We start from the raw sequence: 20,209 nt of genomic DNA on the forward strand, positions 1-20,209 counted from the left end.
GTTGATCCAGATCATGTCCCTTTACCAGCAGTTGGCCGACCGCCTGCAAAGCCAGATTGACGATGGTATCTGGCAACCGGGGGAGCGCATCCCCTCCATTCGCCAGAGCTGCAAGACCCACGGGCTCAGCCCCATGACGGTGTTGCAGGCCTATCAACTGCTCGAAAGTCAGGGGCGGATCCTCGCCCGCCCCCAGTCCGGCTACTACGTCAAAGCCGCCTCACCACAGCTCGTGCAGCACACGCCGAGCCAGACCCACTACAGCGGCTCGGTGGATATCAACGATCTGGTGTTCGAGGTGTTGCAGGCGAGCAAATCGCGGGATCTGGTGCCCCTTGGCATGTCGGTAGCAGACCCGACCCTGTTCCCCCACCCCCAGCTCGGGCGGGCCTTGGCCAGCTGCATGCGCAAGCTCGATCCCTTCAGCACGGTGGCCGACCTGCCCCCCGGCAACGAAGCGCTGCGCCGCGCCATCGCCCAGCGCTACGCCAGCGACGGGGTGGCGGTCAATCCGCAGGAGATCATCATCACCACCGGCGCCATGGAGGCGCTCTCCCTCAGCCTGCAGGTGCTGACCGAGCCCGGTGACTGGGTGGTGGTGGAGTCCCCCACCTTCTATGGCGCCCTACAGGCCATCGAGCGGCTGAAACTCAAGGCGGTGGAGATCCCGGTCATTCCGGGGGTGGGCATCGATCTGACGCTATTGGAAGACGCCCTCACCCGCATTCCGGTCAAGGCCTGCTGGTTGATGGGCAATGTGCAGCACCCACTCGGCCACACCATGCCGGATAGCCACAAAGCGCGGCTGATGGCGCTGCTCAACAGCCATGGGGTGCCGCTGGTGGAGGATGACGTCTATGCCGAGGTCTACTTTGGCCGCGAACGCCCCAAGCCGATCCGCCACTGGGATCAGCGTGGCGACAGCCTGCTTTGCAGCTCCTTTTCCAAGTGTCTGGCGCCGGGCTTTCGGGTCGGCTGGGTGGTGGCGGGGCCCCATGCCGAGCGGGTACAGCGGCTGCAACTGATGTCCACCCTCTCCACCAATGTGCCGAGCCAGCTGGCGCTGGCCGAGATGCTACGCCAGGGCGGGGTCGATGCCCACTTTCGCCGCCTGCGCCACACCCTGGCACAGCGCCAGCAGCAGATGCGGGCGGCCCTGCAACGGCTGTTGCCGGACGAGGTACGGATCTCCTCCCCCGATGGCGGCTACTTTCTCTGGCTGGCGCTGCCTGCCCATTTCGACAGCCGCGCCCTGCACGCCAAGGCTCTGGGCAGCGGTTTTTCAGTGGCTCCCGGCGCCCTCTTTTCCAGTCAGGGGCAACACAACCACTGCCTGCGCCTCAACAGCTCCCATCCCTGGAGCGAACAGCTGGAGCAGGCCCTCACCCGGCTGGCCGCACTGATTGCCGCACAACTCGGTGAAAAGTAACGTGGCAAAGAGCCGCTGACGAAACGAACAAAGGCCCGTAGCGGGCCTGTGTAGTTGGGGAGTGACGCGCCTTGGCTCGCCATCAGAAACTGGTTATCTGGCCATGATCTGCGACTGCACCTTGAAGCCCAGCGCCTCGTAGAGCGCTTGGGCACGCTCGTTGAAGGCCATCACCTCCAGCCGGATTTGCTGAGCATCACGGGCCTTGGCCCACTCATCGCAATGGGCGATCAACCCCTTGCCAATCCCGCGGGAGCGGTGCTGCTCATCCACCACCACCGAGCCGATCCGGCAGATAGGCAGCTTGCTGAGAAACGGCACGCTCTCATTGATGTCGATCCTCGCCGTCAAAAAGCCCACCACCATGCCATCCTGCTCGGCAACGCAGAACAGACGCCCTTCTGCGGCAATGGCATCGAGCAAAAATGCCCGCTCCTCTGGTGACGGCGGGCAGAACACCTTGGGGTAATGTGCATGGTGGATCTCTCCTATCTGCCGGTTCAGCTCGACAATGGCATCGATATCCAGTTCGCTTGCCTTGCGTATCTCCAACGGTTGCTCCTTGCAAAAATGGTGATGGTCCTGCGCCATCTTAGGGGCTGTGCCCCGCAATCCAAATAGGCTCATCCGTATCTTTTGGCGGGCAGCAGAAACAACAACGCCCCTTGAGCGGGGCGTTATCGGCAATCCATGGCGATGAGGGGTATCAGGCGGGGGCGTTAAGTTGGGCCACCTGCCGCTCGATGCTTCCTTTCAGGTTGTCATCGAGCTTGAGGGCGCGTGCCAGCTCGTCGAGATAACCGCGCTCCATAAAGTGATCTACCTCGATGGCAAGCAGGGAGGCGAGATAGACCTCGGTGGCCAGCTCCATGTCGGTCACTTCCCGTGCCAGCGCGTGGGGATCGAGGGGGCGGGCCAGCTCGGCGTCAATCCAGCGGGCGACATCGCTCTGGCCCTGTTCGGTCAGGTACTCCTGAATTTTCTGACGCTCGGCGCCGTCGATATGGCCATCGGCTCGGGCCGCAGCCACCATGGCGCGCACCAAAAGCGCCGCACGGGCATCCAGCGCATTGCCTTCCAGCCCACTGATGGGATGGGTGGGCTGGGCCGGTGCCGCCTGCTGGGCCTGCCAATCCTGATAGAGCTTGTAGGCCAGCCCGCCGAGGGCCGCCGCGCCGCCCACGGCAGCGGCCTTGCCACCATATTTGCGCACTTTTTTATTGCCCAGCAGCAGACCGAGCGCGCCGCCGGCCAGCGCTCCCTGCATCTGCCCCTTGCGCTTGTCTCCGCCTTCGTTGAGCCAGCCTTTGCCAGCCCCCAGCAACTGTTCCAGCATCTGTTTCATGGTGTCACTCCTGCGGGTCAAAAAAGTGAAATCGGGATGAATAGAGCCAGATAGTGACCCCGCTCCCCTGAATCGGGGATGAACCCTTGACCGGGCAGGCCGATGGGGCAAAGCTCAGGGGAAACCCTTCAGGCAATAAGGATGTAACTGTGCCAAATCGCGAACTGACTCTGCAATTTCTGGCCGAGCCCTCCGACGTCAATTTCGGCGGCAAGGTCCACGGCGGCATGGTGATGAAGTGGATCGATCAGGCGGGCTATGCCTGCGCCGCTGGCTGGTGCGGCGGCTATGCGGTGACCGTCTATGTGGGGGGGATCCGCTTTTTGCGCCCCATCCAGATTGGCCAGCTGGTAGAGGTTCACGCCCAGGTGATCCACACCGGCACCACCAGCATGCATCTGGCGGTGGATGTCTACAGCCGCCATCCCACCGAGACCGAGCGCCACAAAACCACCCACTGCATCATCATCTTCGTGGCGATGGATGAGCACGGCAAGCCGACCCCGGTGCCCCAGTGGCAGCCAGTAAGCGAGAGCGATCTGCAGTTGCAGCAGTACGCCAAAAAGCTGATCGCCCTGCGCGAGGAGATCGACAAGGAGATGCGTCAGCACCTCTGACCTTCATGCCTCACAGCCCGACAGAGCGGGCGCTTTCGGCCAACGGCGGCGCCCCTGTATAATCCCCCCTCTTCCCGCAACCGGAACCCTGCCCATGTCACTGGAAACTGCCCCGCCCGAGGTAAAACTCGCGGTGGATCTGATTGAACTGCTAGAGACCAACGGGCTTGCCCCCGAGCTGGTGCTGGCGGCACTGGCCATCGTCAAAAATGACTACGAGCGCAAGCTGGCGGAGGGGAAGGATCACTGATCTCCCCGTACTTTTTCCGCCTTATCTTGCCGACGTCAGTTTTTCCCCACAGAAGTTTTTCCCCACATAGGCCACTCACTGCGGCCCCATCACCTCGTCACAGAGGGCGATCAGGGCCGAACTCAAGCGGGTGAGCGGCTCACTCCCGCTTACCCCGGCATGGAGCGCCAGCTCCACCGGCGCCACCTTGGGCCACTGGGTCAGGGCCAGCTGATCGACGGGCATCAACCGTTTGGGCAGCAAGCTCACCCCGATCCCCGCGCTCACCGCCCCCTGCAAACTGGCAAGGCTGGCGCTGACATAGGCAATACGCCAACGCCGACCGAGGCCATCGAGCGCCTCGGTCATCTGCCGCCGATAGAGCCCTTCGCTCGGGAATACCACCAGCGGCAGCGGATCCCGTTCCCGTGCGGGCCAGTCGCGACTGTCGACCCAGACCAGCGGCTCGCGCCAGCTGGCAAGGGGCGAACCCTGCCCGCGCGTCTGCTTGACCAACGCCAGATCCAGCTCTCCCGCCTCGAAGCGCTGCCAGATCTCGTGACTCAGGCCACTTTGCACCTCTAGCCGCACCTCGGGGTAGTCACGGGCAAAGGCGGCCAGCACAGGAGTCATTGCACCGGCGGCGAAATCCTCCGGCACCCCGAGGCTGAGCGCCACGCTCCCTTCCGTCACTTGTTCTTCGGCCTGCGCCAGCAGCGCCAGAATGCGGCGGGCCAGCCCCAGCAATTTTTCCCCCTCCGCCGTTGCGACCACCTGACGGCCAGCACGATCGAGCAGCGGGCAGCCGAGCTGCTGCTCAAGGCGGCGGATCTGCTGGCTGATGGTGGATTGGGTCAGATGGACCCGTTCACCGGCGCGGGTAAAGCTGCCGGTGTCGATAATGGCGACAAAACTGCGCAGTAACAGGGGATCCAGCATGGGGCACTCCATTTACAAAACCACTGAAACCCATTCTATCATTTAATTTCCAAATGACTTTCGAGCCCGCTAGGCTGGCACTTTTGCCTCCTTTGACGGTGATCTGCCATGTTCAGCCCCGATGACTCCGTGTCCCGAGTGCCCCCTGTCTCTCCCAGAACCGGAAACAGCACCCGATGAATCAACAAAATGCGGATCAACCAGCAGGCCAGACCGCCCTGCTGGTGCTGGTGATCCTGATTGGCCTGAACCTGCGCCCCTTTCTTACCGCCATCGGCCCGCTGAGCGGCGAGATTGGCCGCGCCCTGTCGCTCGGGATGGATACCCTGGCCTGGCTCACCCTGCTGCCGCTGTGGCTCATCGGGGTCGGCGTGCTGCTCACCCCCAGCCTGCGTAGACGCACCTGTGCGCGCCAACTGCTGGGGGCCGCCCTGCTGCTACTAGGCATTGGCAGCGCTATGCGCTTCGATGCCCAAAGCGGTGCCTTGCTGATCGCCACCGCCGCCCTCTGCGGCCTGGGTTCGGCGCTGGTACAGGGGGTGCTGCCCGCCCTTATCAAGCAGCACTTTGCCAGCAAGGTGCCGCAAGTGATGGGGATCTTCTCTGCCTGCATGATGGGGGGCGGCGCGCTCGGCGCCAGCCTTACCCCGCGGCTGGCAGCGAGCCTCGACTGGTCGCAGGCACTGGCGATCTGGAGCCTGCCGCTGCTGCTGGCCCTCGTCTGGCTGGGGTGGAAAGTGCGTCTGCCAAGCACCGCGGCGGTAGCGATTCCCGACGGCGAACAGCGGCTGATCACCCTGCCCCGCAGCTGGTTGCTGATCGTCTGCTTTGGCATCATCAACAGTGGCTACGGCATCGTAGTGGCCTGGCTGGCCCCCGCCTATATGGCGAATGGGTGGAGCGCCGCGCAGGCGGGTGAGCTGGTCGCCTGGCTGGCGCTGGCCCAGACCGCCAGCGGCCTCGGCCTGCCGCTGCTGGCGGCGCGCAGTCTGGATCGGCGGCCGTGGATGGGCCTTGCCATCGCCATGCAGCTGGCGGGATTTGCCGGCCTCTGGCTGGCGCCAGCCAGTGCCCCCATTCTCTGGTGCATGCTGTGCGGTGCCGGTCTTGGCGGCAGTTTTTCGCTGATCATGGTGATTGCGCTCGATCACCTGCCAGACCCGCGCCTCGCCGGCACCCTGAGCGCCCTGATGCAGGGCTTCGGCTTTATGCTGGCCGCCACCGGCCCCTGGGTGGCGGCGCGGCTCTATCACTCTGTGGGCGACTTTGCGGCCGCCTGGCAGTGGCAACTGGGGGGCTTGCTGCTGATGAGCCTGCTGGTGCTGCGCCTCGACCCGCGTCACTACCCCCGCGTCATGGGGTTACCGACCACCAGCGAGCCAACCATTTCGGCGCCCCTCCCAACCAGCTCTGCTGCCCAAAACAACACACCGGCCTGAGGCCGGTGTGTTGGAGATAACAGTGTTGGGGATGACAAGGTAGGCTGACGCCACTCAGGGGAGCAACTCAGCGCCCCTTCTTCTGCCGTCCGCTGTTAGCAGTGCGCGGCTTGCCTGCGGCCGGTTTGCCACCCTTGGGAGCCCCTTTGCCTGCACCACCTTTATTGGCCGCACCTTTGCCCGCGCCACCCTTGCCCACCGGCAGCTTCTTCTCGAAAGCTTCCGGGCCCGGCACATTGGGGCGCCCGCCAATCTCGTGATCATCATCGCGGCGCGGCTTCTTGCCCTGCCCCGGCTTGGCGGTTTGCGCCGCAGGAGCCTTGGCCGCCTTGGGCTTGTCGCCTTTGGCCGGTTTCACCTCGGAGGAGGAGTCCTCAATCAGCTTGAACAGATCGATCAGCTCGTCGTCGGTGAGATCGCGCCACTCGCCCACCGGCAGCCCCTTGAGGCTGACGTTCATGATGCGAATGCGCTCCAGCTTGGTCACTTCAAAACCGAAGTGCTCGCACATCCGGCGGATCTGGCGATTCAGCCCCTGCACTAGCGTGATACGAAAAACGAACGGCGCCTCTTTCTTCACCTTGCACTTCTTGGTCACAGTACCGAGGATCGGCACCCCGGCCGCCATCCCGCGCACAAACTCGTCGGTCACCGGCTTGTCGACGGTCACCAGATACTCTTTCTCGTGATCGTTGCCCGCCCGCAGGATCTTGTTGACCAGATCGCCGTGGTTGGTGAGAAAAATCAGCCCCTGCGAATCCTTGTCGAGCCGCCCAATGGGGAAGACCCGGGTGCTGTGGTTGACGAAATCGACGATGTTGTCCTTCTCGCCCGCCTCTGTGGTACTGACGATGCCCACCGGCTTGTTGAGAGCGATCAGCACCAGACTGTCCGCCTCGCGCGGCTCGATCACCTGACCGTTCACCTTGACCAGATCGCCGACCTGCACCTGATCACCGATCCCGGCCCGCTTGCCGTTGATAAAGACGTGGCCCTGCTCAATAAAGCGGTCGGCCTCGCGACGCGAGCAGATACCGCTCTCGCTGATGTATTTGTTCAGGCGCATGGATTCGTTAGCCAGCATGGGTCACCTGCCACAGGTTCTGGGCCGCGCCCGGTTGTGCCATCGCCTGTTCCGGCTGTGCCGGGGAGGCTGTTTGCTGCATCAGCCAATTCACTACGTCAAAGTTCTGCATACCATTCCATCTTCAAAAAAGGCCAATGCCAGCTTATCCATCAAAAAACGCCGCTACAGTAGCATAATTGCCCCCTTTCAGGGGCAGATAGTTGCAGGGCCGCAGCGCCCAAGCGGGCATCTGCGGACAAGTTCACGCCGCCAGATGGCCCGCGATGCCGCCTTTGAACAACCAGCCTGATGCCAACAGCGGGATCCGGCGCCCACAGCCAGCGCGGACGAACGCCATCAACTATACATATCACCTTGTTTCCATTAGGCTTTAAGCCGATTGGCAGCGCCCAATGTGCTGCGCCGAACTCGCCCGCCCAAAGGCGGCCCCCCCTATCGCCAAGGATTGCACCATGCTGGCTCACACTCGCCGCCTTGTTCGCCGTGCTCTGCTGACCCTGTTGCTGCTGTTGCTGACCGCATGGGCGGTGATCGCCTACTTCGCCTGGCAGGCAGCGCCGCTGCAGCTGTGGCACACAGTGGTGCCCCCCGAACTCAGTGCCGATGAGCTCGACAACAGCGACTGGCAAGCCTATCTGGCCCGCGAAGCAGAGCTGTTCGAGCTGGTGGGCACCGAGGTGGTTGCCAAGACACCGCCGGAGCAGCAACTAGCCAGCAATCGCTACTATCAGGACGCCCCCATCAATCCCGCCCGCTTTCAGCAGAACTGGAACCGCTCCTACCTGCTGCGCCCCGAGGGGGAAGTCAAAGGGGTGGCAGTGCTGCTGCACGGCCTGACCGACTCCCCCTACAGCCTGCGCCATCTGGCTAGACGCTATCAGCAGCAGGGCTTTATCGCGCTGGGGCTGAGGATCCCCGGCCACGGCACAGTGCCCGCTGGCCTCGTAGATGTGGATTGGGAAACCTGGCTGGCCGCCACCCGACTGGCGGTGCGGGAGGCCAGATTGCTGGCACCGGGCAAGCGACTGCTGCATCTGGTGGGCTTTTCCAACGGCGGCGCGCTGGCGGTGAAATATGCGCTCGATGCGCTGGCCGACCCGAGCGGCACGCTGGCAAAACCGGATCGGCTGGTGCTGATCTCCCCGATGATCGGGGTGACCCGCTTTGCCCGCTTCGCCGGGCTCAAGGCCGTGCCTGCCCTGCTGCCCGCCTTTGCCAACGCCGCCTGGCTCGACACCATGCCGGAGTTCAACCCGTTCAAGTACAACTCGTTTCCGGTCAACGGGGCGCGCCAGTCCTATCGCCTGACTCACGCCATCCAGCAGCAGGTGCGCCAGCTGGCCGCCAGTGGCGAGCTGGCGGCGTTTCCCCCCGCCCTCACCTTCCAGTCGGTGATGGACTACACCGTCAGCACCCGCTCCATCATTGCCGATCTCTACCACTACCTGCCGGCCAACGGCAGCGAACTGGTGCTGTTTGATATCAACCGCAGCACCCTGTTTGGCCCGCTGATGAGCTCGGCCTCCGAGCTGGCGCTGCACCGCTTGCTGCCAAACGCCCCCGGGCACTATCGCCTCACCGTGGTGGGCAATGTCGACCCCGCCTCTCCCGCGACCCAGGCCAAAACACTGGCCAGCGCAGATCAGCCTGAGCAGATCCGCCCGCTGGGTATCAATTATCCCAAAGAGATCTACTCCCTCTCCCATGTGGCGCTCCCCTTCCCGATGGACGACCCCCTCTATGGCATGGCAGCGCGCCCGGAGCAGCGGGAGCAATACGGCATCAATCTCGGCGGTTTGGCCCTGCGTGGTGAGCGCGGCGTGCTGATTGTCAACCCCGGCGCCCTCACCCGCACCTCCTCCAACCCCTTCTACCCCTATCTGCAGCAGCGGGTGATGGAGACCCTCACCGCCCCTCCTGTCGCCCCGTCTGCTGCCGTAACCCCTGCCAGCAGCGGTCAACCTGATGCGGCCTATCAGGCCGAGCTGGAGCAGTTTTTACAGGAGAGCGACGAGAGCAGCGCGCCTTTCTAGGGCGTGTGTGGCGAATCGGCGAAGCTGCGCGGGCACTTGGCGCGATAGCGATACGAGAAAGGGGCCGTCAATTAACGGCCCCTTTCTATTGATGATGGCGATGGAACTGATGGCTTGGTGGGCTCAGGGATAGATGCTGACTTCTATCAGGTTCTGGTCCGGATCGAGGAAATAGAGTGACTCTGATAGGTGTTGCACCGTCAGGCGCCGCGCCAGCCCTGTCAGGGATAGATGCTCACTTCTATCAGATTCTGATCCGGGTCGAGGAAGTAGATGGATTCTATCGGCCCGCAGGCACCGCTTTTGGTCACCGGCCCCTCGACAATCTCCACCCCGTGGCAGGCAAGCTGGGCCATCACCTGCTCCAGCGGCCAGCGGGTGATAAGGCAGATATCCCCCGACCCCACCTGCGCCCGATTGCGCGGCTCCTGCCCCAGCAGTTGCAGATTGATCTTCTGGTTACCAAACCCTACCGCCCGGCGCCCCGCACCGAAGGTAATGGCCTCCATATTGAGCACCGAACTGTAAAACGCCACGGCCCGTTCGATATCACTGACCGTCAATACCAGATGGTCGATATGGCTGATCATGGTTACCTCCTGGTGGTGATCTGGCTGATGTGACCGACATATGCCCGCAAGCATCCGACTGTCGTCGCCACAGCGGGCAACCCCATCTTACCCGGCAAGGGAGAGCCCATGTGTGCCGTGGCGCGCAAAGCGAGCGCAAATGATCTGGTCAGATAAATTCGCGTTACTGCAGCGCTGCGCACGCTTTCTCCCGCTGGGCCAGCAGGGCTTCATCGTCACTGTCCATTGCCGCCAGAATCGCCTGATTGCAGGCCCGCTCTGCCAGCTTGGCCGGACTCTGTTTGGCATCCCCAATCTCTGCAATCATCGGCCGATAACTGATGGCAGCCGAGCAGTACATGGTGCGAAATTTGGGCAGTTGCCAACTGCTGTCATCCTGCCGGGTCAAGTCATCACACAGCTTGTGAAACAGGGCGGACGCCTTGACCGTGCACTGGCTAAAGCGCCGCACATCCTGCTGGTAGGGACGACAGACGCTCGGCTGCTGGATCTGCCATAGCTGAAAGGAGAACGGGACCGACTCCCCCTCATACTGCACCACCAACGTCTTGGCCTCAGTGCCATAGATATCCGCAACCTGCTGCTGTACCAGATTGAGATAAGCCGAAAAAAGATAGGAAACCGGATCCATCACCACCTCCCTGTGGTTGTCACTGTCGGGCTTTATTACCGAAAACCGGGGCGATTTTCAAACGAGTAACAGGCGACAACAGCTTACTGATTTGGTTGGAAAAAATGATACTCTTCTCGCCACCCTCATGTACAACGTTCAAGGCTAAAGTGCGATGCAACAATGCGGTATTTATGAACAGCTCATTACTCAACTGCTGACATCTCGACTCGACCGCGAGCGCTTTTACGTAGGGGAACGCCAACTTGAGCCTGCCGAAGCGGCAGTTTGGTTATCCAGATTTCTGAGCCGGGTTTTGGAATATGCGGTGGGTTCGGTAACTGGAGAGGATCAGCTGCAACGGCAGATCGAGCTGGCTAACCAGTTATTACTTTGGCTAAAGGATCGCACCCAAGATCCAGACTTTATTGGCGAGAACCTCATCGATAGTCAGGGGAAAATTCTGACCGCGCTCTACCAGTTGGATAACCCCATCTCCGCCAATTTAAAGCAATATGCCGAGGATATTTTCCCTCTGACAGGTCTCACTCAGAGCGAACTGTTTTGTGGCAGCAATGCGGGTTTGTCGATGGAGTCGGAGATTAAACGGGAAATTTTATCGGCAGATAGCATCTGCTGGTTGGTCTCATTTATCAAATGGGCAGGTATCCGGATTTTCCGTCATGAGCTGGAAGAGTTCACTCGCAGCGGCCGCCAATTAAAAGTAATTACTACCTCTTATATGGGGGCGACCGACGCCAAGGCAGTTGAATTTTTAGCCAGCCTCCCAAATACCGAAGTCAAACTCAGCTATAACACCCAGCGCGAGCGGTTGCATGACAAGAGCTATCTCTTTTGCCGAAATACCGGCTTTCATACCGGCTATATAGGTTCCTCCAATCTCTCTCACTCTGCCCTCACTAGCGGCTTGGAGTGGAACCTAAAAATCACCTCGCAAGAGATCCCTCATATTATCGAGAAATCTCTAAGTACCTTTGAAACCTATTGGGAATCCGATGATTTTGAGCTGTTTGATGGCAAGCTCGAAAGCCGTACAAAATTGCAGCATGCACTGCAAGAGGCCCGTGGGGATGGGGACAAAAATAGCCCTGCCTATTTCTTTGATATCACGCCGTTTCCCCATCAACTGGAGATCCTTGAACAATTGGCGATGGAGCGCGCTTTACACCAGCGCTTCCGTAACTTGGTGGTTGCGGCCACCGGTACAGGGAAAACCCTGATCTCCGCTTTTGATTTTGCGCGTTTTCTGAAAACCAAACCCGACGCCAAGTTTCTGTTTGTCGCCCACAAAGAGGAGATCTTGCGCCAAGCATTGGCCTCATACCGCGGAGTGCTCAAGCAATCCAATTTTGGCGAACTCTTGGTCGGCGGCGCCGTGCCGACCCACTACCGTCAGCTATTTGCCTCGGTGCAATCCTTGAATAACCAGCTGGCTAATTTACGTCTTAGCCCAGACTATTTCGATTACATCGTCATCGATGAGGTTCACCATATTGCGGCGGCCAGTTATCGTGGTTTGCTCGCCGCCTTTGAACCTCACATTCTGTTGGGATTAACCGCAACGCCAGAGCGCCATGATGGCGGTGATATTCTTGCCGACTTTTGTGGTGTCATCGCAGCAGAGATCCGCTTGCCCGAGGCCATCAATCGTCGCCATCTCTGTCCGTTCCAATATTTTGGTATCGATGATGATACTGACTTGCGCCAAGTGGCTTGGAAAAATGGCCGTTATGACATCACTGAACTCACCAATATCTATACCCACAATCAGCAGCGGGTACAGAAAATAGTCCAGAGCCTCAATGAGATCGTCACCGATATCACCAAGATCAAAGCGCTGGCATTTTGTGTGAGCCGTGAACATGCCGACTTTATGTGCAAGGCATTTTTATTGAAGGGCATCAAGGCTGACATCCTCACCAGCGATAATCGAGACGAGCGGCATAGTAAACAACAAGATTTGCGCACTGGGGTTATCAATATTCTCTGCGTGGTGGACATCTTCAACGAAGGGGTTGATATCCCGGAAGTCGATACCTTGCTGTTTTTACGACCAACGGAAAGCCTCACTATCTTCTTGCAGCAATTAGGGCGCGGCCTGCGGCTGGCGAGCGATAAAGAGTGCTGCACCGTGTTGGACTTTGTTGGCAATGCCCGTGCTGAGTATGACTTTGCCCAGAAATTCCGGGCACTGGTGGGTAAAACTAATAAGGCGATCAGCCACGAGATCAAACAGGGCTTCCCTCACGCCCCCTTGGGCTGCCGCATCGAACTCTCAAAACAAACCCAAGAGTTAATTCTGAGCAATATCAAAAAGGCGACCCTCAATACCTCACGCCTCATGGGCCTGATCCGCCGTTTCTCACTGGATTGTGATTTACCGCTGACGCTGGCGAACTTTTTGAAGTTCTACCCTCACATCAGCCTTGAGGAGATCTACAAGCGCGGCAATTGGAGCAACTTGGTCAAACAGGCCCGCAACCATACCATTTCTGAAATGAGCGATGAGAAGCTGTCGACCCTCTACACCCGGGCCATCAAAACCCGGCTATTGGGCTGCGATGCACTCCATTACTTGAACTTCTTACAAACCTTGGTGGAAAGCGCCTTTACCTTAACGGCCGAGCACGATGCACGCATGGCCTTGATGTGCCATTACGACTTCTGGCAACAGAGCGGCCCCAACGCAGGCTTTAGCTCCTTGGCGCACAGCCTGAAACAGCTCAATCAACCAGAGTTAAGGGCCGAACTGGCAGATCTGTTACCCATGCTGATCAACCGGGTGCAGCACGAACAAAGCACCATGCCAAACCTTCCCGGTAATCCGCTGCAACTGCATGCTCGCTATGCCAGAGAGCAGGTGCTGGTTGGCTTTGGCGCGACCACCTTCGCGCAGCAACCCACGGCTCGCGAAGGAGTCTATGTCATCGCAGAGCAAAATATCGAGTTGCTGTTCGTGACCTTGAACAAAACGGAACAGCACTTCTCCCCCACTACCCGTTATCACGACTACGCCATCAACGAGTCGCTGTTTCATTGGCAGAGCCAAAACAGCGCTCGCCCAGAACGGGGTAAGGGGCTGAGTTACATAAACCACAGAGCAGAAGGTAAGCGCTTGTTTCTGTTCGTCCGCGAGCAGAGCAAAGATGAATTTGGCCGTACCCTTGGCTTTGTGAACTTTGGTGAGGTGGAGTACGTATCCCACACTGGCAGCCAACCGATGAACATTAAATGGCATCTCACTACTCCGATGCCGCCATTTATGTGGAAAGAAGCCGCCAAACTGGCTGTTGGTTAGTAAGGCTTCTCACCCGGTGGGGATATGGCGCAAAACCCACCGGATTCTTGCCCAAAACCCCGGCTAAATTATCCAGTTGCATAATAACCATGCGGCCTTGCGGTTGTTTAACTGGCCCTAACGTCAGATAATACCGCCCGCCTTCAAACCCCGATAACCCGACTTTCAGTGACGGTAATTGATGACTGAGTACCTGCTTTTATTGATCGGCACCGTGCTGGTTAACAACTTCGTGCTGGTGAAATTCCTCGGCCTCTGCCCCTTTATGGGGGTCTCCGGCAAGCTGGAAACCGCCATCGGCATGGGGCTGGCGACCACCTTCGTGATGACCCTCGCCAGTGCCAGCTCCTATCTGGTGGAGCACTATATCCTGCTGCCGCTGGATATCGCCTATCTGCGCACCCTCGCCTTTATTCTGGTGATCGCCGTGGTGGTGCAGTTTACCGAGATGGTGGTGCGCAAGAGCAGCCCGACCCTCTACCGCCTGCTGGGGATCTTCCTGCCCCTCATCACCACCAACTGCGCGGTGCTCGGGGTGGCGCTGCTCAGCATCAATGAGCGACACGACTTTATCCAGAGCGTGATCTACGGCTTTGGCGCCGCCACCGGCTTCTCGCTGGTGTTGATCCTGTTTGCCGCCATGCGCGAGCGTCTGGTCGCCGCCGATGTGCCCGCGCCGTTTCGCGGGGTGTCGATTGCCATGATCACCGCCGGTCTGATGTCGCTGGCCTTTATGGGCTTTACCGGCCTTATCAAGATATAACCATGATCCATATTCTCTTTGCCATTCTGGTGCTCACCCTGCTGGCGCTGGCGTTCGGGATTATCCTGGGCTTTGCTGCCGTCAAGTTTCATGTGGAAGCAGACCCCATCGTCGATCAGCTCGATGCCCTGCTGCCCCAGACCCAGTGTGGCCAGTGCGGCTATCCCGGCTGCAAACCCTACGCCGAGGCGCTCGCCAACGGCGATCAGATCAACAAGTGCGTGCCCGGTGGCGAGGCCACCATGCGCAAGATTGCCGATCTGATGGGGGTCGAACCCCAGCCGCTGGGAGGCAGTGACGAGGCCGCCGTGCCGGTCAAGAAGGTCGCCTTTATCCACGAAGATCAGTGCATCGGCTGCACCAAGTGCATTCAGGCCTGCCCGGTGGACGCCATCGTCGGCGCCACCAAGGCGATGCATACCGTGATTGCCAACGAGTGCACCGGTTGCGATCTCTGTGTCGATCCCTGCCCGACCGACTGCATCGAGATGATCCCGGTGCCCACCACGGTCGATAACTGGAAGTGGGATCTTAATAACGTGCATGTTCCGGGCAAGATTCCGGTCAAGATAGTGGAATAAACAGCGGAGCAACCATGCATTCCTTACTCGAACGTATCAAAGCCGGCACGCTCTGGGACTTTCACGGTGGCATTCACCCCGCCGACAACAAGCTGCAATCAAGCCAGAGCCCGGTGGTAGACTCCGGTCTGCCACCGCGCCTCATCATTCCGCTGCGCCAGCACGCAGGCCCCGCCGGCGATCTGCTGGTACAGGTGGGCGACAAGGTCAAAAAAGGGCAGCCGCTGACCCGTTATGCCAAGGGGCGGGTCGTGCCTGTCCATGCCTCTACCTCCGGCACCATCACCGAGATTGGCAACCACACGGTTGCCCACCCCTCCGGGCTCGGCGATCTCTGCGTCATTCTCACCCCGGATGGGGAGGATGAGTGGGGCGAGCGCAATGGCAAAGCCGATTACTGGAATCTGGAGCGGGGCGAGCTGCTCGAGCGCATTCAGCAGGCGGGGGTAGCGGGCCTTGGCGGCGCCGTGTTCCCCACCCACAGCAAGCTCGACGGCCGCGGCCAGCTCACCGAGATCCTGATCGTCAACGGGCTGGAGTGCGAGCCCTATATCACCACCGACGATCGGCTGATGCAGCAGTACGCCGACGAGATCATGGATGGCATCCGGGTGCTCAAGCACCTGCTAAAACCCAAGCTGACCCTGATCGGGGTGGAAGACAACAAGCCCGAGGCGATCGAGCAACTGACTCGCCACGCTACCGACGAGGATGTGCTGGTCAAGACGGTGCCGACCAAGTACCCCTCGGGCGGTGCCAAGCAGACCATCGAGCTGCTGACCGGCCGTCAGGTGCCCAAGGGGGGCCGCGCGGTCGATATCGGCATCATGGTGCTCAACGTCGCCACCGTGTTTGCCATCAAGCGCGCCATCATCGACGGCGAGCCGCTGATCGAGCGGATCGTCACTCTCACCGGCGACAGCTTCAAGAAGCCCGGCAACGCCTGGGTGCGCCTGGGTACGCCGGTACGCTGGCTGTTGCAGCGTTTTGAACTGCAACCGGAAGCGGAGCAACGGGTGATCATGGGTGGCCCCATGATGGGCTTTACCCTGCCCCACGCCATGGTGCCTGTGGTCAAGGCCACCAACTGCCTGCTGGCGCCGACGCAGGCCGAACTGCCCGCCCCCGGCCCGGAGCAGCCCTGCATCCGTTGCAGCGCCTGCGCCGATGCCTGCCCGGCCACCCTGCTGCCGCAAGAGCTCTACTGGTACAGCCGGGCCAAGGAGTATGACAAGGCCGAGAAGCTCAACCTGATGGACTGCATCGAGTGCGGCGCCTGCGCCTGGGTCTGCCCGAGCGAGATCCCGCTGGTGCAGTACTACAAGATCGCCAAAGACGACATTCGCGAAGCCCGTGCCGAGGCCGAAAAAGCCGAACGCGCCAAGCAGCGTTTCGAGGCCAAGCAGGCCCGTTTCGAGCGGGAGAAAGCAGCCCGCGAAGCGCGCCACGCCGAAGCCGCCGCCCAGCGCCGTCAGACCATGACGGTCGCAGGCGGGGAAGATCCGGTGGCAGCGGCACTGGCCCGCATCAAGGCCAAGCAGGATGCGCCCATCACAGCCATTGCCACCACCGCCGAGGGCTTGCCTGACAACAGCGCGGTGATTGCCGCCCGCGAAGCCCGCAAACGGGAAGCGGAGGCGCGCCGCGCCGCCAAGCTGGCAGAGAACGCAAACAGCGACACTGCCGCTGCGGCGCAACCCGCCGAGGCGGTTGACCTCGCCAGCGATCCCAAGAAAGCGGCCATCGCCGCCGCACTGGCCCGCGCCAAGGCCAAGAAAGCCGCTCAGGCTGGCGAGAGCGCCGAGCCTGTGACTGCCGAAACCGCTGCAGCCCCTGCGGTAGATGCCGATCAGCAAAAGGCAGAGGTTGATCCGAAAAAGGCAGCAATTGCCGCCGCCATTGCCCGGGCCAAAGCCAAAAAGGCCGAGGCGAATGGTGAACCGGTAAGCGCAGATAACAGCGCGGTAGCCGACGCAGGCACGCAAGGCGATGCGCCATCTACTGCCAGCGAAGCAGTTGATCCCAAGAAAGCGGCTATCGCTGCCGCCATCGCCCGGGCAAAGGCCAAAAAGGCGGCCCAGCAGGGTGACAGCGCTGAGGGCGACCTGACCGCAAATACTGGCACCAGCGAATCCGCTGCAACCCAAAGCGATGCGCCATCTGCGGCCAGCGAAGCGGTCGATCCCAAGAAAGCCGCTATCGCCGCTGCCATCGCCCGCGCCAAGGCCAAAAAGCTGGCCCAGCAGGGCGAGAGTGCCGGTGCTGAGGATGCGAAGAGTGAGCCTACTGCCAGCGCGGAGACCCGTGACGTGGCGCTAGCCAAGAGCGAAGTAACCACCAGCCAAAGCGATACGGCTGCAAGTGAAGCGGTCGATCCCAAGAAGGCCGCTATCGCCGCAGCCATCGCCCGCGCCAAGGCCAAAAAGCTGGCCCAGCAGAGCGAGCGTATCAGTGCTGAGGTAGAGAGTGCCGGAGCTGAGGGTGAGCGCGATGCAGCCAGCAGTGAGCAACCACTTGCCGTCGCAGAGGCTCCTGAAGCGAACGCCCCTGCTGCTGATGCCCCGGTTGATCCGAAAAAAGCGGCCATTGCAGCCGCCGTGGCCCGCGCCAAGGCGAAGAAGCTGGCGGCCGAGGCAGCCAGAGCCGCAGAGACCGCCGCTGAAGATGCCCCGTCAGCCGACCGAACAACCACAAGGTAATCGACAGACTCATGTTCAATATTGCGACTGCGCCGTTTGCCCATAACCGCAAACAGACCCGAACCCTGATGCTGCTGGTGATCCTGGCCTGCGTGCCGGGCTTGCTGGCCCAGACCTGGTTCTTCGGCTGGGGCTCCTTTATCCAGATCCTGCTGGCGCTGGTCACTGCGCTGCTGTGCGAGGCGCTGGTGCTCAAGCTCCGTGGCCGCGCCATCAAGCCTGCCCTGATGGATGGCAGTGCGGCGCTCACCGCCGTGCTGATCGGTCTCTCCCTGCCGCCGCTGCTGCCATGGTGGATGCTGGTGGTGGGCACTGCCTTTGCCATCATTGTCGCCAAGCACCTTTACGGCGGACTGGGCCAGAACCTGTTCAACCCGGCCATGGTCGCCTATGTGCTGCTGCTGGTCTCCTTCCCGGTGCAGATGACCAGCTGGCTGCCGCCGGAGAGCGTGCGCGCCTACAGCCTCGGTTTTGGTGATGCGGCATCGGTGATCTTCACCGGCTTTAGCCTCGACGGCTACAGCATGGCCCAGCTCAAGCAGGGGGTGGATGGTCTCACCATGGCGACTCCCCTCGATACCCTGAAAACCGGCCTGACTCAGGGGCTCACCACCGGCGAGATCCTGAGCGGCCCGCTGTTTGAGGGTTGGGGCGGCATCGGCTGGAGCTGGGTCAACCTCGGCTATCTGCTGGGCGGCCTCTTCCTGCTGCAGCAGAAGGTGATCAACTGGCGCATTCCCACCGCGATTCTCGGTGCCCTGCTGGCGGCCTCCACCATCGGCTATCTGGTGAGCCCGGATGCGACTGCCACGCCCATGTTCCATCTCTTTAGCGGCGCCACCATGCTGGGAGCCTTCTTTATCGCCACCGATCCGGTCAGCGCCTGCACCACGCCGCGCGGTCGACTGGTCTATGGCGTGCTGATCGGAATGCTGGTCTACATCATTCGCCGCTTTGGCGGCTATCCGGATGCCTTCGCCTTCGCCGTGCTGCTGGCCAACCTTTGTGTGCCGTTTATTGACAGCCTGACTCGCCCGAAAGTGTATGGAGCTCGTCGCCAATGATGTTTCTGTCCTTTTCCCCCTTCACAGCTGACGGAGCCCGGACATGTTAAAGAGCATGCGCAAGAACGGCCTAATTCTGGCGATGTTCGCGCTGGGCTGTACCGCGCTGGTGGTACTGACCAACGAACTGACCAAGGATAAAATCGCTCACCAGCAACAGCTGGAGAAGCAGCAGACCCTCTCGGTATTGCTGCCGGAGGGGAGCTATGACAACGATCTGGTGGCCAGCTGCAAGCAGGTGACCAGCAGAAAGTATCTCGGCAGTGATCAGCCGCAGGCTCTCTATACCGCCAGCAAGAATGGCGTGGTGACCGGCTATGCGCTGGAGGCGATCGCACCGGATGGTTACAGCGGGGCGATCCGCATCGTGGCGGGCTTTGATGCCAAGGGCACCATCACCGCCGTGCGTGTGCTCGCTCACAACGAGACCCCTGGCCTCGGTGACAAGATCGAGCTGAAAAAATCGGACTGGATCAACAGCTTTGCCGGAAAATTCCTGACCCATGACAACGAGCCCCAGTGGGCGGTGAAGAAGGATGGCGGCGAGTTCGATGCTTTTACCGGCGCCACCATCACCCCGCGAGCCGTGGTCAAGGCGGTGAAAAACCTGCTTAAACTGCAGCAGGAGCAACCCGAACTGCTCAGCAACGCCCCGGCTTGCCCGGCGGCGAACTAACGGAGTCGAGCCATCATGAACCAGATGGAACAGATTGAAACGGGCGCAACCCCGATTGCAGAGCTGGAAAGCCGCAAGGGCGAGCTCAAGGAGCTGATGAGTCAGGGGCTGTGGAAGAACAACCCCTCGCTGGTGCAGGTGCTGGGCCTCTGCCCGACCCTCGCCGTCTCCTCCACCTTTACCAATGCGTTGGGGCTGGGCCTTGCCACCATGGCGGTGCTGGTCTGCTCCAACCTCGCCGTCTCGCTGGTGCGCAACTGGATGCCGAAGGATATTCGCATCCCGGTCTATGTGATGATCATCGCCTCGCTGGTGACCAGCGTACAGCTGCTGATGAACGCCTACACCTATGGCCTCTATCAGGCACTCGGCATCTTTATCGCCCTCATCGTTACCAACTGCGTCATCATCGGCCGCGCCGAGGCCTATGCCTCCAAGAATCCGCCGCTGCTGGCGGCCCTCGACGGCCTGATGATGGGCCTTGGTTTTACCCTGGTGCTGCTGGTACTGGGCGGCATGCGCGAGATCATCGGCATGGGCACCCTGTTTGATGGCGCCGAGCTGCTGCTGGGCGAGTGGGCCAAATCCCTGCGCGTCGAGCTGTTCCACGCCGATGCCAGCCTGCTGCTGGCGATTTTGCCGCCGGGCGGCTTTATCGGGCTGGGGCTGCTGATCGCCGCCAAGAACGCCATCAACGACTGGCGGGACCGCAAACAAGCCGCTACCGTGGCCCACTGCAACGTTGCCCCGGCCCGCGTCCGGGCGACCGAGCTATGATCGGAAGCAAGG

General features: G+C 60.9%; 19 protein-coding genes. 12 read left to right on the top strand and 7 right to left on the bottom strand.

The annotated features are described in order from the left end of the window. Positions 1–13: 13 nt before the first annotated feature. On the top strand, positions 14–1,429 hold the full coding sequence (locus tag I6L34_RS02600; protein WP_216955552.1) for a PLP-dependent aminotransferase family protein: 1,416 nt from the start codon (positions 14–16) through the stop codon (positions 1,427–1,429). Between the two features lie 93 nt (positions 1,430–1,522). Here the strand turns inward: I6L34_RS02600 and I6L34_RS02605 are convergent, their stop codons facing one another. Both I6L34_RS02605 and I6L34_RS02610 read right to left on the bottom strand, forming a co-directional pair. Next, positions 1,523–1,981 carry a GNAT family N-acetyltransferase gene (locus tag I6L34_RS02605; protein ID WP_216955554.1) on the bottom strand — a complete coding sequence of 153 codons (459 nt, stop codon included), beginning with the start codon at positions 1,979–1,981 and terminating at the stop codon, positions 1,523–1,525. A gap of 154 nt (positions 1,982–2,135) precedes the next feature. After that, positions 2,136–2,774 carry a tellurite resistance TerB family protein gene (locus I6L34_RS02610; protein WP_042656069.1) on the bottom strand — a complete coding sequence of 213 codons (639 nt, stop codon included), beginning with the start codon at positions 2,772–2,774 and terminating at the stop codon, positions 2,136–2,138. A 149-nt stretch (positions 2,775–2,923) separates the two neighbouring features. On the opposite strand from I6L34_RS02610, the gene I6L34_RS02615 reads away from it, so the two are divergent. Next, positions 2,924–3,391: an acyl-CoA thioesterase gene (locus tag I6L34_RS02615; RefSeq protein WP_108612015.1), complete on the top strand. Its 468-nt coding sequence runs from the start codon at positions 2,924–2,926 to the stop codon at positions 3,389–3,391. Positions 3,392–3,485: 94 nt separating this feature from the next. Further along, positions 3,486–3,641 (top strand): pleiotropic regulatory protein RsmS, encoded by a 156-nt coding sequence (gene rsmS / locus I6L34_RS02620; protein WP_108612014.1) that lies wholly within the window; start codon positions 3,486–3,488, stop codon positions 3,639–3,641. 75 nt (positions 3,642–3,716) lie between these two features. Here rsmS and I6L34_RS02625 read toward each other — a convergent pair whose 3' ends face one another. Beyond that, a complete protein-coding gene (locus I6L34_RS02625) occupies positions 3,717–4,559 on the bottom strand; it encodes a LysR family transcriptional regulator (RefSeq protein WP_216955556.1) in 843 nt (280 codons plus the stop codon). A 176-nt stretch (positions 4,560–4,735) separates the two neighbouring features. On the opposite strand from I6L34_RS02625, the gene I6L34_RS02630 reads away from it, so the two are divergent. After that, positions 4,736–5,998 (top strand): MFS transporter, encoded by a 1,263-nt coding sequence (locus I6L34_RS02630; RefSeq protein ID WP_216955558.1) that lies wholly within the window; start codon positions 4,736–4,738, stop codon positions 5,996–5,998. 67 nt (positions 5,999–6,065) lie between these two features. Here the strand turns inward: I6L34_RS02630 and rluF are convergent, their stop codons facing one another. Then, positions 6,066–7,082 carry a 23S rRNA pseudouridine(2604) synthase RluF gene (rluF, locus tag I6L34_RS02635; protein ID WP_139477742.1) on the bottom strand — a complete coding sequence of 339 codons (1,017 nt, stop codon included), beginning with the start codon at positions 7,080–7,082 and terminating at the stop codon, positions 6,066–6,068. Continuing rightward, on the bottom strand, positions 7,072–7,194 hold the full coding sequence (locus tag I6L34_RS21945) for a hypothetical protein (RefSeq protein ID WP_005337590.1): 123 nt from the start codon (positions 7,192–7,194) through the stop codon (positions 7,072–7,074). Before I6L34_RS21945 ends, rluF begins: the two co-directional genes overlap by 11 nt. Positions 7,195–7,537: 343 nt before the next feature. Here I6L34_RS21945 and I6L34_RS02640 point away from each other — a divergent pair, with 343 nt between their 5' ends. Then, a complete protein-coding gene (locus I6L34_RS02640; RefSeq protein WP_216955560.1) occupies positions 7,538–9,118 on the top strand; it encodes a carboxylesterase in 1,581 nt (526 codons plus the stop codon). A gap of 221 nt (positions 9,119–9,339) precedes the next feature. Here I6L34_RS02640 and I6L34_RS02645 read toward each other — a convergent pair whose 3' ends face one another. Beyond that, on the bottom strand, positions 9,340–9,708 hold the full coding sequence (locus I6L34_RS02645) for a VOC family protein (protein WP_108540667.1): 369 nt from the start codon (positions 9,706–9,708) through the stop codon (positions 9,340–9,342). A gap of 163 nt (positions 9,709–9,871) precedes the next feature. Continuing rightward, entirely contained in the window at positions 9,872–10,339 is a 468-nt protein-coding gene (locus tag I6L34_RS02650) for a hypothetical protein (RefSeq protein WP_216955562.1), read from the bottom strand. A gap of 154 nt (positions 10,340–10,493) precedes the next feature. Here I6L34_RS02650 and I6L34_RS02655 point away from each other — a divergent pair, with 154 nt between their 5' ends. The 7 genes from I6L34_RS02655 to I6L34_RS02685 all read left to right on the top strand — a co-directional run bounded on the left by I6L34_RS02655 (position 10,494) and on the right by I6L34_RS02685 (position 20,197). Continuing rightward, the gene (locus I6L34_RS02655) at positions 10,494–13,637 is read left to right on the top strand and encodes a DUF3427 domain-containing protein (protein ID WP_216955564.1); all 3,144 of its coding nucleotides are present in this window, start codon (positions 10,494–10,496) and stop codon (positions 13,635–13,637) included. A gap of 181 nt (positions 13,638–13,818) precedes the next feature. After that, positions 13,819–14,400, top strand: coding sequence for an electron transport complex subunit RsxA (rsxA, locus tag I6L34_RS02660; RefSeq protein WP_005337600.1), 582 nt, complete (start codon positions 13,819–13,821; stop codon positions 14,398–14,400). Positions 14,401–14,402: 2 nt separating this feature from the next. Continuing rightward, positions 14,403–14,981, top strand: coding sequence for an electron transport complex subunit RsxB (gene rsxB, locus I6L34_RS02665; RefSeq protein ID WP_005350799.1), 579 nt, complete (start codon positions 14,403–14,405; stop codon positions 14,979–14,981). 14 nt (positions 14,982–14,995) lie between these two features. Then, on the top strand, positions 14,996–17,680 hold the full coding sequence (rsxC, locus tag I6L34_RS02670) for an electron transport complex subunit RsxC (protein ID WP_216955566.1): 2,685 nt from the start codon (positions 14,996–14,998) through the stop codon (positions 17,678–17,680). Positions 17,681–17,691: 11 nt separating this feature from the next. Next, a complete protein-coding gene (rsxD, locus tag I6L34_RS02675; protein ID WP_042056553.1) occupies positions 17,692–18,744 on the top strand; it encodes an electron transport complex subunit RsxD in 1,053 nt (350 codons plus the stop codon). 43 nt (positions 18,745–18,787) lie between these two features. Beyond that, entirely contained in the window at positions 18,788–19,420 is a 633-nt protein-coding gene (gene rsxG, locus I6L34_RS02680; RefSeq protein ID WP_005359614.1) for an electron transport complex subunit RsxG, read from the top strand. A gap of 24 nt (positions 19,421–19,444) precedes the next feature. Continuing rightward, positions 19,445–20,197: an electron transport complex subunit E gene (locus tag I6L34_RS02685; protein ID WP_216956856.1), complete on the top strand. Its 753-nt coding sequence runs from the start codon at positions 19,445–19,447 to the stop codon at positions 20,195–20,197. Positions 20,198–20,209: the final 12 nt, after the last annotated feature.

Origin of the sequence: Aeromonas sp. FDAARGOS 1404 (genome assembly GCF_019047085.1) — a bacterium.
GTDB classification, from domain to species: Bacteria; Pseudomonadota; Gammaproteobacteria; order Enterobacterales; family Aeromonadaceae; genus Aeromonas; species Aeromonas veronii.